Genomic DNA, 14,086 nt, shown 5'->3' with positions numbered 1-14,086 from the left:
CCGGGCATCAGAGTCTTTGGTCCCGTGAACGCCGTGTGGGGACAAGCCGTGCTAACGCACGCTGTTGGCAGCCTGCCTTAGCCTCTTGTGGGCCCCGTCCGCGGCCAGGACCGCAGGAACTGCCAGCGCGGCGAGGGCGAATCCGATGGGCGGCGGCGGGAGGTGCCCGAGCGCTGCGGACACGGGACCAACGAAGAGGCACACAGTCAGGGCACCAATTTCGGCGAGCACCGCCCAGAGCAGCAGGCGGTTCGTGAACCAGCCTTGGTTCCAGGGCGGCCGGGTGGCGCTTCGGCAGGCGAAGGCATTCGCCAGCTGGCCAAGAACAACGGCCGTGAAGGCGGCGCCGGAAGCCGTCATCAGCAGGCCGGCATCGTGCTGGTCCCCGCGCGTCCAGCCGCCGGCGAACAGCACTACCGAAAATGCCGTCATGGACACCGCCGCTTCGACCGGACCCAGCACGCAGAACACCCGGAACATCAGCCGGCGGTCCATCAGGTGGCGTCTTTCCGGTGGCCGCTTGAGGACTCCCTTCCCCGGCGGTTCCCCGCCGAGGGCGAGGGCGGGCAGCAGATCGGTGCCGATGTCCAGGGCCAGGATCTGAAGTACGCCAAGGGCGAGGGGAAACTGCCCGCCCGAGAGTGCCCAGATGATGAAGGGCGTCAGCTCGGCAACGTTGTCCGTCAGGTGGTAGGTCAGAAATCGGTGAATGTTGGCGTAGGTGGCGCGGCCCTGTTCGATTGCTGCCACGATGGTGCCGAAGTGGTCGTCCAGGAGAACCAGGTCTGAGGCTTCACGGGCAACGTCTGTTCCGCTGAGGCCCATCGCCACCCCGATGTCGGCTTCCTGGAGGGCTGGACCGTCATTGACACCGTCACCGGTCATGGCCACGATGTGGCCCCTGCTTTGCAGGGCCCTGGCTACGCGGAGCTTTTGTTCCGGGGAGACCCGGCTCACCACAATGCCGTCGCGGTCCAGCATGGCGCCAAGGATCTGTTCGTCCTCGGGCAGTTGCGATCCTTCCAGAACCACTTCCGGTGTTCCGGCAAGTCCGATTTCGCGGGCGATGGCGGCGGCTGTTGCCGGATGGTCACCCGTGATCATGCCGATCCGGATGCCGGCGTCCCGGGCGGTCCGGATCACCTCGTCGACGCCCTGCCTTGGCGGGTCGTGGAGGGCGATCAGCCCGAGCAGGACAAGGTCCGTTTCGGCTTCCTCCGCCCGGCATTCCAGCCAGTCCTGCAGAGGTCCGGGCAGGTCACGCGCAGCCACCGCTATGACCCGCAGCCCGCGCGAAGCCATGGCTTCAACTTCCTCCGCCGCAGCGTCCGCGGACGCGCCGCAAAGGGGCAGCACTGATTCCGGCGCCCCTTTGACAAAGAGGGTTGTACCGGCCACAACTGACTCCCGGCGGCGCCTCGGGTCAAACGCGAACCGCCGGGCGGGCTTCGCAATCCCCGGGGCATTTGGTGCAAGCCTGCGGGCCAGGACGTCAAGGGCGGCCTCCATCGGATCACCGTCAGCGCGCCACTCCCCGCCATGCAGGACGGCCCGGCCCTGGGAGGCTGCGCGTGCTGCGAGCGCGGTCCGCGTTGCGGCTGCCACCGCGGTTCCGCCGATCTCAGCTACCGGCCCGTACCCCTCCCCGGACACGGTTACCCTGCCGTCCGCCGTGAAGACTTCGACGGCGTTCATCCGGTTCTGCGTCAGGGTTCCTGTCTTGTCGGTACAGATGAAAGTCGTGGACCCCAGGGTTTCCACCGCTTCCAGGTTGCGGACCAGTGCGTTGTGCCCCGCCATCCGTTGGGCCCCCATGGCAAGGGACAGCGTCACGGTCGGCAGGAGCCCTTCGGGGACCAAAGCAACGGCGACGCCGATGGCGAAGAGGAAGGCAGCGCTCCAGGGGATGCCCACCAGCAGCGACACAACAAAGAAAACCGCGGCGACAGCCAGTGCCACAGCCGCTATGAGGCGGACGATCCTGCGCAGTTCGCGGGCCAGGGGGGTTGGCGGAGATACGGTCCCGCTGGTCAGCTTCGCAATGCCGGCCAGCCTGGTGTCCGCGCCGGTGCGGGTCACGACGGCCTCTGCCTCGCCATTGACCAGGAATGTCCCGCCCCAGGCAGGCTCGCCGGCGGCTTTCGGCACGGCGTCACTTTCGCCTGTCAGCAAGGACTCATCCAGGGCGCAGCCTGAGCCAAGAACCAGGACGACGTCGGCCGGCACCCTGTCGCCCGCCGTCAGGATAACGGCGTCCCCCGGGACCAGTTCGCTGGCGGGGATCCGCCGCGGGTGCCCGTCCCTGAGGACAGAGACCTCTGCCGGCAGCAGCCCGCGCAGTTTAGCTGTTGCGTGCTGCGCGCGTTCCTGCTGGATGTGGGCGAAGATCCCGTTGACCACCACTACCACGATGATTGCAGCACCCAGCTGCGGCATCCCGCCGACGAAAGCCAGCACAGCGGCGCACCAAAGCATCAGGGCAAAGAAATGCGTCAGCTCGCCCACGAGCTTGCGCCACTGAGGCACCGGTTTCGCCGCCGGCAGAACGTTTGGCCCCGACTCCCGCAGCAGGGCGGCGGCACGGTCGGAGGTCAAACCGGTCGCGTCCGGCCCCGACGGGGGCGGACCCTCGCGTTGCGCCACTGCTGCTCCATCGTCGCCGAAGCCTGGTCCGCTGACAGGCTGCACCCGCGGCGCAGCACTGACTAGGGCCAAAGGTCATTCGCGTCCTTCGCCGGAGCGGGAGGGGTGGTGACCTTGGACCCTGTTGGTCTATACGGGCCGGGAACATGCTGTGAGGAAGCTGTGCACGCGAGGAGGCAATCATGGCCAAAGGCACTGAAGAAAAGATCATCGTTGGCGTCGATGGTTCAGCGGCTTCCGTCGAGGCCCTCCGGCTGGGGAACCGCCTGGCCATGGGTCTTGGGGTTCGCCTTGAAGCCTGGGCGTGCTGGGAGTATCCGGCGGGGTACGAAGGCTACCTGGCGATGGGCGTGGAAGGGTTCGCCCGCGAAACCGAGGAGAATCTTGAGCGTGCGCTCACGGAAGCCTTCGGTGCGGAACGTCCCGGGCATGTCACTGCCAGGCTCGTGCACGGGTCCGCACGGACGTCATTGGTTGATGGCAGCAGCCACGCCCTGATGCTGGTGGTCGGAAGCCGCGGTCACGGCGGTTTCACAGGACTGCTGCTCGGGTCTGTCAGTGCTGCGTGTGTTCACCACGCGCACTGCCCCGTCCTCGTGGTGCACACACCCAAGCCGGAAAAATCATTGTGACCGAACAGGTGCTAGCCGGGGGCGAGGGTGAACTGCCGTGTGTCGCCGGCGCCCAGGAGGACGCGGTCGGAGCCCACCTGCAGCCAGATGGCGGGTGCATCTCCGGGAGCTGCTGAGAGGGTCAGGAGACCGTGTTCCAGGGTCACCGCCAACAGATGGTCCCGGTAGCGGACGTGGAATGACACCGTTCTTATCCCCTTGGGCATTCTGGGTGCGAAGAGGAGCGCGTCACCGGTAATCCTGAGGCCGGCAAAGCTCCGCTGCACAACGTCTATTGTTCCTGCCATGGCACCAAGATGAATCCCGGTCCGGGTGGTACCGCCCTGGGTGTCGTCAAGGTCTGCGCTGAGGGCTTCACGGAAGGTATTCCAGGCCCGGTCCGGGTCCCGGGCGGCCAGTACTGACGCGTGGGCAACGCGGCTGAGGGTGGAGCCGTGCGCCGTGCGGGCGAGATAGTAGTCGACTGTCGCTTCAATTTGGGGGCCGGTAACGCCATAGCCAAGGCCGGCCAAAAACTGCGTCAGTTCCATCTCGCCAAGGACGTAGAGCAGCATCAGCACATCCGCCTGCTTGGCCAGGCGGTACCGGTTGGTGCTGTCCCCCTCGGCTTCCAGGATCAGGTCCAGGCGTTCGATGTTTGTGTACGCGGTCCGGTAGTGATCCCAGTCGAGTTCCAGCAATTGTTCGTAGCCGGCAAACTGGCTGATGATGCCGTCATGGAACGGTACGAACATTCGGGTGCTGATGTGGCTCCACCGTGCCACTTCGGCAGGGTTGACGGCCAGCCGAGCCTGCAGTTCTTCGAGGTCGTGTCCCTGGAGAGTTGTCATGATGCTGCAGGCCTGGGCACATGCCCAGGCGGCCATCACGTTTGTGTACGCGTTATCGTCAAGGCCTGCACCGGGGCTGTCCGGGTATCCCGTGTGATATTCGTCAGGGCCCATGATGCCCCGGAGATGGAACCTGTCAGCTTCCCGGTCATATTCGGCCATGGATGCCACCAGCCGTGCCACTTCCAGGACCAGTTCTGCGCCGTGCCGCAGGAGCCATTCCCTGTCCTGCGTGGCCAGGAAGTACTGCCACGCATTGAAGGCGACGGCAAGGCCTGCGTGCCGTTGCAGGTGCGAGTAGTCCGGCACCCACCGGCCCGAGCGCCGGTTGAAGAGCCAGAGGGGCGTCTCCTCGCGCCCGTCACTGCCGCTCTGCCATGGAAAAAGTGCTCCCTGAAGCCCTGCTGCGGCGGCGGCTTCCCGGGCCGCCGGAAGCCTGCGCCAGCGGTAATTGATCAGGGAGCGGGCCACGAAGGGCATCCTGGACGTGAGGAGGGGAAGGACAAAGAGCTCGTCCCAGAAGATGTGCCCGCGGTAGCCCTCGCCGTGCAAACCCCGCGCGGGCACCCCGGCGTCCACTTCCGCGGTATGCGGGCTGAGTGTTTGGAGCACATGAAAAACGTGGAGGTTCAGGATGAGCTGGACCTGCGGGCTGCCGTCAATTTCGATGGCGAACAGGCCCAGGAGCCGTCCCCAGGCATCCTCGTGCCCGGCGAGCAACTTCTCAAAATCGTGGCCGGCAGTCCGGAGCACGGACCTCGCAGCCACGGCAGGCGAGGAAATTGCGTGGTCGCGGGAGGTGACCACTGCCGCCGTCCTGGTAATCACTACGGGCGCTGCATCATGCAGCTCAAGATGCCAGGCGCGGAAGTAGACCCCTTCCTCCTCACCCGGCCCGCCGTCGTCGTCCTTCCCGGCGATCTCGGTGCGCACGGCAGTGGCGATCCGGATGTGGCTTTGGCTGGTTTCCACTTCCACAACCGGAACCGGCCCGTCCGCGTCTGACACTCCCAGCCGGACCAGATGGTGGTGGGACAGGAGCGCGTCCTCCGGGAGGTTCTCATTGGTGACTCCGCAGTCCACGCCGCTGCGGATCTCTGCCGTGCCGCTCCACCCCAGGGCAGTCAGGGATGTGCTGAGGCCCATCAGGTGCGGCTGGGCCATCGACACGAACCTGCGCTGGCTCACCCCCAGCCGCCGCCCGTCCGGTGCTTCCAGAACCACGTCCCGTTCGAGGATGGCCCGGCGCATGTCGAGCACCCGCCGCTCCCGCAGCACCTTCAGGCCGCCCCTGGACCACCAGTCCGAACCTTCCAGCCGAATGTCCAGCACCAGCCAGTTGGGGGCGTTGACCATATGCTCGTCCTCTACATCCTGGTCCTGGACCCGGCTCACAAGCCTGTTATAGATCCCGGCAAGATACGTTCCGGGGTAGTGGATGTCACTCATCCGGCTTTCGGGAGCAGCGCCTCTGACAGCCAGGTACCCGTTCCCAAGGGTGGTCAGCGCCTCCCGATGCCCCTCATGGGCGGGATCGTAGCCTTCATAGACGAGGCGCCACGGGTCGGTGAGCACCCGGCCCAGGTCCAGTTGCCCCACATCAGTCAGGACGACGTCGGCGCCCGCCGCCTCCAGTTCGGCCCGCCTGTCGGCCCTGTCGATGCCCACCACCAAGCCGAAGCCACCGCGCCGGGCGGCCTCGACTCCGGCGATGGCATCCTCGATCACCACCGCGCGGGCCGGCGGGACGCCCAGACGGTGCACGATTTCGAGCAGCACCGCGGGGTCGGGTTTGCCGGGCAGCCCCAGTTCGGCGGCAATCACTCCGCCCATCACCAGGTCGAATGCGCCGGAAAGGCCGGCGGCCGCCAGGACAGCGGAGGCATTCCGGCTCGAGGTTGCAACGGCCACGGGGATCCGTGATGCCCGCAGCCGTTCGATCAGGTCCACCGTGCCGGGAAAGGTCCGGACACCATCGCGTCCCAGCAGTTCCTTGAAGATCCGGTCCTTAAGCCTGGCCAGGCCATGAACCGTGAGTTCCCCGGGGGCATCGCTGCGCCTGCCAACCGGCAAGGTGACACCCCGGGAGGCCAGGAAGGACTTCACGCCGTCTTCCCGCGGCCTGCCATCCACGTACTTCAGGTAATCATCGGCGCTGAACGGGTCTTTGCGGGCTGCATCGGAAATCCCGGGGTCTTTCAGCACGCCGTCAAAAAGCTGTTTCCAGGCGGCCTCATGCACGGTGGCGGTGTCCGTGACAACACCGTCGAGATCGAAGATCACGGCGTCAAAGGGAGACAGCGCCGCTGAGGCGGTGGGCGAGCCGGCCATGGCTTATCCGGTCAGCGCCCGGACGGCTGGTTCACTGGGTGCCTCCCGGCGGACCGTCGAGCACCGTGGGGACGTACTCGAGCAGCTGGATCCGGCCGTCGAACGTCCTGCTGTCCGCCATCTCAAGCGAAACGTCCGGGTAGCCGTCGTAGATCCGCTCACTGCCGGTGCGGCCGGTAATCACCGGGAAGATGACCACCCGGAATCTGTCCACGAGGCCGGCGGCCAGCAGGGATCTGCAGAGACTGAGGCTGCCAAGGGTGCTGAGAGGACCGGTCCTGGTCCGCTTGATCTCGTTCACGGCCTCCACCGCGTCCCCGGTCACCAGTTCCGAGTTGGGCCACGCCAGGGGCGCCGTCAAAGTGGAAGAGAAGACGATCTTCGGAACAGCTGCAAGTCCGGTCAGGCTGGCGCCCTCGTTTTGAGAAAACCCTGAGTCCTCGGCCGCGGCTTCCTCTGACATGCCGTACATCAGCCGGTAGGTGTTGGCCCCCATCAGGAAGGTATAGCCCTTCTTCTCCTCCTGCCCGAGCCAGGCCAGGTATTCGGGCCCCTCCAGCCCCCACCAGCCGGGCCACCCCTCAGCCGAGGCATAGCCGTCAAGGGAGATGATCAGATCGATCATCAGGGTCGCTGACGATGCTTCTGCAGATATGTTGCCCATGACCGTCTCCTCATTCGGATCCCCGCCCGTGGCGGCCATCGTATTCCTGCGCGATCAGGCGTTCAAGGGGCCGGTGCTACGGGCTCGGCTGCTTCGGCCGGTCCGGGCCAGACCCGTTCGGCAAGTGCGAGGACCGGAGCCAGGGCCTGAGCCAGGGCCGGGGCCGGGGCAGGAGCGTCACTAGCAGGAAGCCGTCACCGAAGTGTCCAATCACCTCGTGCTGTACTCAGAGTCAGGGTGGGTCACACACAGAGGTGTTCCAATGTGAAATAGCCCCGCCGATGTCCGCGGATAAAGCCGGCCCGGCGATCTTGAGCAAACCTTTCGCCAAGTTAGGTTGATTGCTGATTCTTTTGCTGCAGTATCAAGGCAGCATCCGGGAAATTCCCTCGATATGGTGTTCGCGGTATGAGAGTAAGGTGACCTGCCATGACAACGGATGACCCGCCGTCGGGACCCCCCGGCGAATTCCCGTCAGACCAAGCGGCCCCATCCATGGGCACCCTCGTAATCCGCACCTGGGACGAGCCGGACCAGGCGCCCGGTTTTCGCGCCCGGCTGACGTATAGCCAGACTCCGGACGGCGTGACAAGCACTGTCTCTACAGCTGACCCGGAAGAGGTCCTGAGAATAGTGCGCCAATGGCTCAAAGCCCGGCCGGGGTCTCCGCGCGGGGCCTAGTGCGCTCGAGGCGCTCCACGGGTATGTCCGATACGAGGCGTCGGACGGCCTCGGACGGCGCCAGGCCCATGTCCCCCTGCAGTTTGGACGCATATCTTTCAAAAGCGCGAAGTGCAACAGCATCATTTCCCCTCCGCCGTTCAGCCTGGATAAGGATTCCGACAGCACTTTCGTAGAGCGGTTCAAGTTCCAGTGCCCCCTCCGCAGCCTCAAGGGCGGACTCATAATCACACCGTGCCAGGGACTCGCGGGCGATGACATGGTAGGCGTGGAGCCGGTCCTGCTGCAGCCTGCTCTGTTCGAAGAGCACCCAATCGTCATACCAGCCGGGCAGCAGGTCTGCATCCCGCAGCTGCTGGAGGCACGAGGGGACGTTTCCATTCAGTCCTGCCAGGCTCAGCTCCCGGATCTGCGCGCGCAGCCGGTGCAGGTCCACATCCACAAGCTCGCTCAGGGACAGCGTGGTTCCCCCATTGGTAAGCAGGCCGGGGATCTGCCGGGTGATCAGGTGTACGGTGACGCGAAGGCTTTCGAGGCCCCTGGACTCCGGACTCTCAGGCCACAGCAGGCCGACCAGGTAGCTTCTGGGCCGCGACCCGCTGATTGCCAGCGCCGAAATAAGGCGCTGCTGCCGTACTGCGACATGTACTACCTCGGCGTCCCGACGAAGTTGCCACGATTGCAGCAGCCGCAACTGGAATCCATAGCCGTCATTGCCCATGGGTACCCCCAAATCCAGCGTGGGGCTGAAGAGCTGGAACAGATGTAACAACCACTTTCCGCAGTCCGGTGCGGCCTGTCAATGGCCTGCGCATCATCCGGCAGGGGGTGACCCCTCACGGTCCTGCGTCTGCAGGCAGTCCACGAACCGGGCAAGCTCCCCCCGGAGCACCTTCCACCCGCGGGGGTCCAGGCTGGAGGGGAAGGCATGGGTGTGCGCGTGACGGACTGCGTTGAGGGCCGTACGGCCCGCGTCCGTCAGCCCTATAACCAGTTGGCGCCGGTCCCGGCGATCGCGTGTCCTGCTCACCAGGCCTTCACTCTGGAGGCGCGTCAGAATCCTGCCGAGCGTCTGGCTCTTGGCATGTACGGCAGCCGCAAGCTGCTCCTGATTGAGCGGGCCGGCCGCGAGCCCTTCCATGGCCACCGCGGCCGCCCAGGTCAGTCCCAGTGGCGCCAGCACCTCATTGTGGCGGCGCTGTACCAGCCGTGCGGCCTGGGACAGGAGACGGTAGCCATCCTCGAGGTCATGCCCGGAGTCGGTGGTCATCGCGAACGGTCCTTCCCTAAGTATGCGGGTGTGCCGCGCTGGTATCTGTCTATCTGCGCAGTCCGTGCACGGCCTACCATAAGCATGCTTAGTATCAGCTTGGCAAGCGCATTTGCCGCCACCCCCTTCCGGCCCCGCCTAGCCAAAGCTCTTAATCGAACTCCGGCCGGCGTGAAGGCGGAAGCATTGCGCATCGCATAGCAAGTGTGCTTAGTATCTAATTAGTAACCTTGCTTACTAATTGGGAGCCAGCAGGACTGGCAGCTCCTCACGGCGAACTCCTTCACGAAAGAGAGCGATCATGACTGAAAACCAATGGCCACAGGCAGCACCGACCACAGGTGACCAGCTGGACCAGTACGGCAACCCGGCCCCGGCCACGACTTCCGGACCACAGGGCACGTCCGCCTCCAAAACCGGGGCAGCCAAGTCAGAGGCAACGGAAGTAGCCGGGCAGGCAGCCGGCGCGGTCCGTGACGTGGCAGAGACGGCGAAGGCGGAAGCGGCCGGCGTCGCCGCGGAGGTGAAAACCAACGCCCGGGACCTCCTGCACCAGGCCAAGTCGGACCTGACCAGCCAGGCAGGCACCCAGCAGCAGAAGGTCGCCGAGGGAATCCGTTCCATCTCCACCGAACTGCGCACCATGGCGGACACCTCCGAGCAGCCGGGCGTAGCAGCGGATCTGATCCGGCAGGCTGCCGACAGGTCCCAATCCGTGGCGTCGTGGCTTGACGGCCGGGACCCCGGCTCACTGTTGAACGAGGTGCAGACGTTCGCCCGGCGACGTCCGGGAACGTTCCTTCTACTGGCCGCCGGTGCGGGCATTCTGGCGGGACGGCTCACGAAGGGACTGGCGGCCGGTGCACCGGAGGCACAGCGGAGCGCAGCCGGGCAGGCATACCCTCCCGCACCCACGACAGCCCCGGCACAGAGGGGCGTCATCCGCCAGGAAACAGTATTCGCCGCCGGGGACGACCGTGGCCTCTTTGATGAGCCGGTGATCGCCGGCGCCAGCCCCGTCTCGACGCAGACCCTGCCGGCGGGCGGCCCTGCCGACACGCCGCTGCGGGAAGACGATGACCCGTTCCGCAACACCCCCGGCCGACGCACGGAAGGACGCCCCCTGTGAGCAGCCAGATACCCGGGACTCCCCCGTCGGAGGCACATGTGAAGGCGGACAACACGTCGCTGGGTGATTTGCTCGGTGAGGTCACCCGCGACCTGTCCACGCTGATGCGGCAGGAAGTGGAACTCGCCAAAGCCGAACTCAAAGAGTCCGCGTCCAAGGCCGGCAAGGGCGGCGGCATGCTCGCCGGCGCCGGCGTGGCCGGGCACTTCGTCCTGCTGTTCCTATCGATCGCCCTCTGGTACGCCCTGGGCGAGCTGATGGGCCTGGGCTGGTCCGCGGTCGTCGTCGCCCTCATCTGGGGCATCATCGCCGCCATCCTGGCCTCCATGGGCAAGAAGGAACTCAAAACGGTCAAGGGCATGCCCCAAACCACCGAAACACTCTCAGAAATCCCCCCAACACTGAAACCCGGTGAGGTAAAACGATGAGCGAGAACCCGGACGCAATCCGTTCAGACATAGAAGCAACCCGCGCCCGACTGGGCACCAACGTGGACGCCGTGGCCGACAAAGTCTCCCCGTCCAACATCGTCCACCGCCAAACCGGCAAAGTCCGGGACGCCGTGTTCGGCGTGAAGGAGAAAGTCATGGGAACAGCCGACGACGTCACCCACCGCGTCCAGGGCGGGGTCCACACCCGCACCGACAGCGCCGGGAACGCCCTGCATGACGCCGGCGAAGCCATCAGCGACGCACCGCAACAGCTGAAGGCCAAAACGCAGGGCAACCCGATGGCCGCCGGCCTGATCGCCTTCGGCGCCGGCATGCTGCTGTCCTCCCTGATCCCGGCCAGCGAGAAGGAACGCGAAGCAGCGGACGCCATCAAAACCGCCGCGGAACCCATGACCACCCAACTGACCGAGGCCGCCAAGGACATGGCCGAAGGCCTGAAGGAACCGGCACGCGAAGCAATGGAAAACGTCAAGGCCACCGCCACCGACGCCGCCGACCACGTCAAAGCCGAAGGCCAGGTCGCAGCAGCCGACGTCAAAGACCGCGCCACCGACGCCAAGGACACCGTCCAGAACACGTAGGACGGCGTGAAGCCCGTCAGGGCCGCCCTTCCTCCGCGAAGGGCGGCCCTGACGGCTGAACCGCCAGGACAGCCGGTCAACCGACGGGCTGGCTACACGAGACAAAGGGAAACAAGCCTCATGAAAAAACTGCTGCTCGCCCTTCTTCCCACCATCATCAGCCGCGTGCTCCGCGCCCGGCGCGCGAAACAGAACCGCACCGCGACTGACCCCCGCCGGAACCGGTACTAAGGCCGGACCGCCGGGCAACTCCACGCGAAAGTTCGTGGTTGTCAGCGGTCACCACTAGAGTCGGATCGATGCAAGGCAATCTGAATGCTTCCGAACTGACGGTGCCGATCCTGCCCACTCTTGCTCCCGACCACACCGCGGATGGCTTTGTCCGGGTCCGCGGCGCGCGTGAGAACAACCTGCGCAACGTGGACGTGGACGTGCCCCGTGACGCCATCGTCGCGTTCACCGGGGTATCCGGCTCGGGCAAATCGTCCCTGGCCTTCGGCACCATTTACGCCGAGGCACAGCGCCGCTACTTCGAATCGGTGGCGCCCTACGCCCGCCGGCTCATCCAGCAGGGGCACAACCCCAAGGTGGAACAAATCACCGGGCTGCCTCCCGCCGTCGCGCTCCAACAGCGGCGCGGTACACCGAGTTCCCGGTCCACCGTTGGCACGGTCACCACGCTGTCCAACTCGCTGCGCATGCTGTTCTCCCGGGCCGGCACTTACCCCAACGGCGCCAGCCAGCTGGATTCCGACGCCTTCTCCCCCAACACGGCGGCCGGCGCCTGCCCGGAATGCCACGGCCTGGGCACCGCCCACACCGTCAGCGAAGCCTCGATGGTCCCGGACACCTCCCTCAGCATCCGTGACGGCGCCATCGCCGCCTGGCCCGGCGCGTGGCAGGGCAAAAATCTGCGCGACATCCTGATCCATCTGGGGTACGACGTCGACACGCCGTGGCGGAAGCTGCCCAGGAAGCAGCGCGACTGGATCCTCTTCACGGCGGAACAGCCGGTGGTGGAGGTGACGCCGGAACGCGACCGCGTGGAGAAACCGTACAAGGGCCGGTTCTGGAGCGCCAAAAGCTACGTGATGCACACCCTGCTGGACTCCAAAAGCACCGCCATGCGCGAGAGGGTTCTGCGCTTTATGGAAACTGGTCCGTGTCCGCGCTGCGGCGGCAGCGGGCTGAGGCCGGAAGCCCTGGCTGTGACGTTTGCCGGGCGGACCATCGCCATGCTCAATTCCGTGTCGATGACCGAACTGGCCGAGATCATCCGTCCCACGACGGAGCTCACGGCAGCCGGGACAGCCTCGCGCAAGCAGGCCTCAGGTGAAGGCAACGAGGTGGCCGTCGCCATTACCCGGGACCTGCTTGCGCGCGTTAATGTCCTGCTGGACCTTGGTCTTGGCTACCTCGCACTGGGCCGTGCCACCCCGACACTCTCGCCGGGGGAAATGCAGCGGCTCCGGATCGCCACCCAGCTCCGTTCCGGCCTGTTCGGCGTGATTTACGTGCTGGACGAGCCCTCCGCCGGGTTGCATCCGGCCGACGCCGAGCCCCTCCTCGCGGTCCTGGAACAGCTCAAATCCTCCGGCAACGCCGTGTTTGTGGTGGAGCACAACATGGATGTGGTCCGCCGTGCCGACTGGCTGGTGGACGTCGGACCCCGGGCGGGGCAGGGCGGTGGCGAGGTGCTCTACAGCGGCCCTGTTGACGGCCTTGCCGGGGTGGAACCGTCAGTGACGCGGCCGTTCCTGTTTCCGGACGGGTCCAAGTCGAAGAACGACGGCGGCGCCCGCCGCAGTGCCACGGGCTGGCTGGAGCTGCGGGACATCAGCCGCCACAACCTCCGCGGCCTCGATGCCGAGTTCCCCCTGGGCGTGCTGACGGCGGTGACGGGAGTCTCGGGCTCAGGCAAGTCGACGCTGGTCAGCCAGGTGCTGGCCGGTGTGGTCGGCGCCAGGCTCCATCCCGAAGGCGAAGCAGCCAAACCGGCCCAGGAGGACCCCGACGCCGGCGTGTCCGCACCCGTCACCGCGGGACCGGTGTCCGGGCTGGAACAGCTCGACAGGCTGGTGACGGTAGACCAGAAGCCAATCGGCCGTACCCCGCGCTCCAACCTCGCCACCTATACAGGACTGTTCGACGCCGTCCGCAAGGAATTCGCGGCCACGGACGCTGCCCGCGCCCGCGGTTTCAGTGCAGGACGCTTTTCCTTTAACGTGGCCGGCGGACGCTGCGAAACATGCCAGGGCGAGGGCTTCGTCGCCGTCGAACTCCTGTTCCTGCCCGGCAGCTACGGCCCGTGCCCGGAATGCAACGGCGCGCGCTACAACCCCGAAACCCTGGAGATCCCCTACCGCGGAAAGAACGTGGCCGATGTGCTGGGCATGAGTGTTGACACCGCCGCCGGGTTCCTGGCTGACGTGCCCGCAGCCGCGCGCAGCCTCAAGACCCTCCAGGAGGTGGGCCTGGGCTACCTGCGGCTCGGTCAGCCCGCCACCGAACTCTCCGGCGGCGAGGCCCAGCGGATCAAGCTCGCCACCGAGCTGCAGCGCGCCCAGCGCGGCCATTCGCTGTACCTGCTGGACGAACCCACTACCGGTCTGCACCCGGCCGACGTCGAACTCCTGATGGCCCAGCTCAACCGCCTGGTCGACGCCGGCAACACGGTGATCGTGGTCGAACACGACATGGACGTTGTGGCGTCAGCGGACTGGGTAATCGACATGGGCCCGGCAGGCGGCGACAAGGGCGGCAGGATTATCGCCACGGGGACACCCGCCGTCGTCGCCCGTTCGCTGGACAGCCGGACGGCGCCGTACCTCGCCACCGCAGGGCGGTGAGCAGGGCTAAACCGGCGGGAGTCC

General features: G+C 66.2%; 10 protein-coding genes. 5 read left to right on the top strand and 5 right to left on the bottom strand.

What is annotated here, in order from left to right:
- Positions 1 to 51: 51 nt before the first annotated feature.
- Positions 52 to 2,643: a cation-transporting P-type ATPase gene (locus IDT60_RS08550; RefSeq protein ID WP_191081875.1), complete on the bottom strand. Its 2,592-nt coding sequence runs from the start codon at positions 2,641 to 2,643 to the stop codon at positions 52 to 54.
- A gap of 182 nt (positions 2,644 to 2,825) precedes the next feature.
- Here IDT60_RS08550 and IDT60_RS08545 point away from each other — a divergent pair, with 182 nt between their 5' ends.
- Positions 2,826 to 3,275, top strand: coding sequence for a universal stress protein (locus IDT60_RS08545; RefSeq protein ID WP_191081581.1), 450 nt, complete (start codon positions 2,826 to 2,828; stop codon positions 3,273 to 3,275).
- Between the two features lie 11 nt (positions 3,276 to 3,286).
- On the opposite strand, the gene IDT60_RS08540 is transcribed toward IDT60_RS08545, so the two are convergent.
- From IDT60_RS08540 to IDT60_RS08525, 4 genes are all read right to left on the bottom strand, one after another.
- Positions 3,287 to 6,436 carry an HAD-IA family hydrolase gene (locus tag IDT60_RS08540; RefSeq protein WP_191081580.1) on the bottom strand — a complete coding sequence of 1,050 codons (3,150 nt, stop codon included), beginning with the start codon at positions 6,434 to 6,436 and terminating at the stop codon, positions 3,287 to 3,289.
- Positions 6,437 to 6,467: 31 nt separating this feature from the next.
- The gene (locus IDT60_RS08535; protein WP_191081579.1) at positions 6,468 to 7,100 is read right to left on the bottom strand and encodes a dihydrofolate reductase family protein; all 633 of its coding nucleotides are present in this window, start codon (positions 7,098 to 7,100) and stop codon (positions 6,468 to 6,470) included.
- A gap of 646 nt (positions 7,101 to 7,746) precedes the next feature.
- Complete coding sequence (locus tag IDT60_RS08530; protein ID WP_191081578.1) at positions 7,747 to 8,553, bottom strand: BTAD domain-containing putative transcriptional regulator; 807 nt, start codon at positions 8,551 to 8,553, stop codon at positions 7,747 to 7,749.
- A 42-nt stretch (positions 8,554 to 8,595) separates the two neighbouring features.
- Positions 8,596 to 9,051, bottom strand: coding sequence for a MarR family winged helix-turn-helix transcriptional regulator (locus IDT60_RS08525; RefSeq protein ID WP_191081577.1), 456 nt, complete (start codon positions 9,049 to 9,051; stop codon positions 8,596 to 8,598).
- A 301-nt stretch (positions 9,052 to 9,352) separates the two neighbouring features.
- On the opposite strand from IDT60_RS08525, the gene IDT60_RS08520 reads away from it, so the two are divergent.
- From IDT60_RS08520 to uvrA, 4 genes are all read left to right on the top strand, one after another.
- Positions 9,353 to 10,180, top strand: coding sequence for a hypothetical protein (locus IDT60_RS08520; protein WP_191081576.1), 828 nt, complete (start codon positions 9,353 to 9,355; stop codon positions 10,178 to 10,180).
- Positions 10,177 to 10,608: a phage holin family protein gene (locus tag IDT60_RS08515; RefSeq protein ID WP_164200060.1), complete on the top strand. Its 432-nt coding sequence runs from the start codon at positions 10,177 to 10,179 to the stop codon at positions 10,606 to 10,608. Before IDT60_RS08520 ends, IDT60_RS08515 begins: the two co-directional genes overlap by 4 nt.
- Positions 10,605 to 11,213 carry a DUF3618 domain-containing protein gene (locus IDT60_RS08510; RefSeq protein ID WP_191081575.1) on the top strand — a complete coding sequence of 203 codons (609 nt, stop codon included), beginning with the start codon at positions 10,605 to 10,607 and terminating at the stop codon, positions 11,211 to 11,213. Before IDT60_RS08515 ends, IDT60_RS08510 begins: the two co-directional genes overlap by 4 nt.
- Positions 11,214 to 11,512: 299 nt before the next feature.
- The gene (gene uvrA, locus IDT60_RS08505) at positions 11,513 to 14,062 is read left to right on the top strand and encodes an excinuclease ABC subunit UvrA (protein ID WP_191081574.1); all 2,550 of its coding nucleotides are present in this window, start codon (positions 11,513 to 11,515) and stop codon (positions 14,060 to 14,062) included.
- The last annotated feature ends 24 nt before the right edge of the window (positions 14,063 to 14,086 follow it).

The organism is Pseudarthrobacter sp. BIM B-2242 (assembly GCF_014764445.1).
GTDB classification, from domain to species: domain Bacteria; phylum Actinomycetota; class Actinomycetes; order Actinomycetales; family Micrococcaceae; genus Arthrobacter; species Arthrobacter luteus_A.
Note: the sequence above shows the minus strand (reverse complement) of the source record. Positions and strands in the feature narration are given on the sequence as shown.

What these genes read in the sequence shown, in the direction of transcription:
- IDT60_RS08545 (WP_191081581.1), top strand. Translation starts at nt 2,826, where the DNA reads ATGGCCAAAGGCACTGAAGAAAAGATCATCGTTGGCGTCGATGGTTCA.
- IDT60_RS08540 (WP_191081580.1), bottom strand. Translation starts at nt 6,436, where the DNA reads ATGGCCGGCTCGCCCACCGCCTCAGCGGCGCTGTCTCCCTTTGACGCC.
- IDT60_RS08535 (WP_191081579.1), bottom strand. Translation starts at nt 7,100, where the DNA reads ATGGGCAACATATCTGCAGAAGCATCGTCAGCGACCCTGATGATCGAT.
- IDT60_RS08525 (WP_191081577.1), bottom strand. Translation starts at nt 9,051, where the DNA reads ATGACCACCGACTCCGGGCATGACCTCGAGGATGGCTACCGTCTCCTG.
- IDT60_RS08520 (WP_191081576.1), top strand. Translation starts at nt 9,353, where the DNA reads ATGACTGAAAACCAATGGCCACAGGCAGCACCGACCACAGGTGACCAG.
- IDT60_RS08510 (WP_191081575.1), top strand. Translation starts at nt 10,605, where the DNA reads ATGAGCGAGAACCCGGACGCAATCCGTTCAGACATAGAAGCAACCCGC.
- uvrA (WP_191081574.1), top strand. Translation starts at nt 11,513, where the DNA reads ATGCAAGGCAATCTGAATGCTTCCGAACTGACGGTGCCGATCCTGCCC.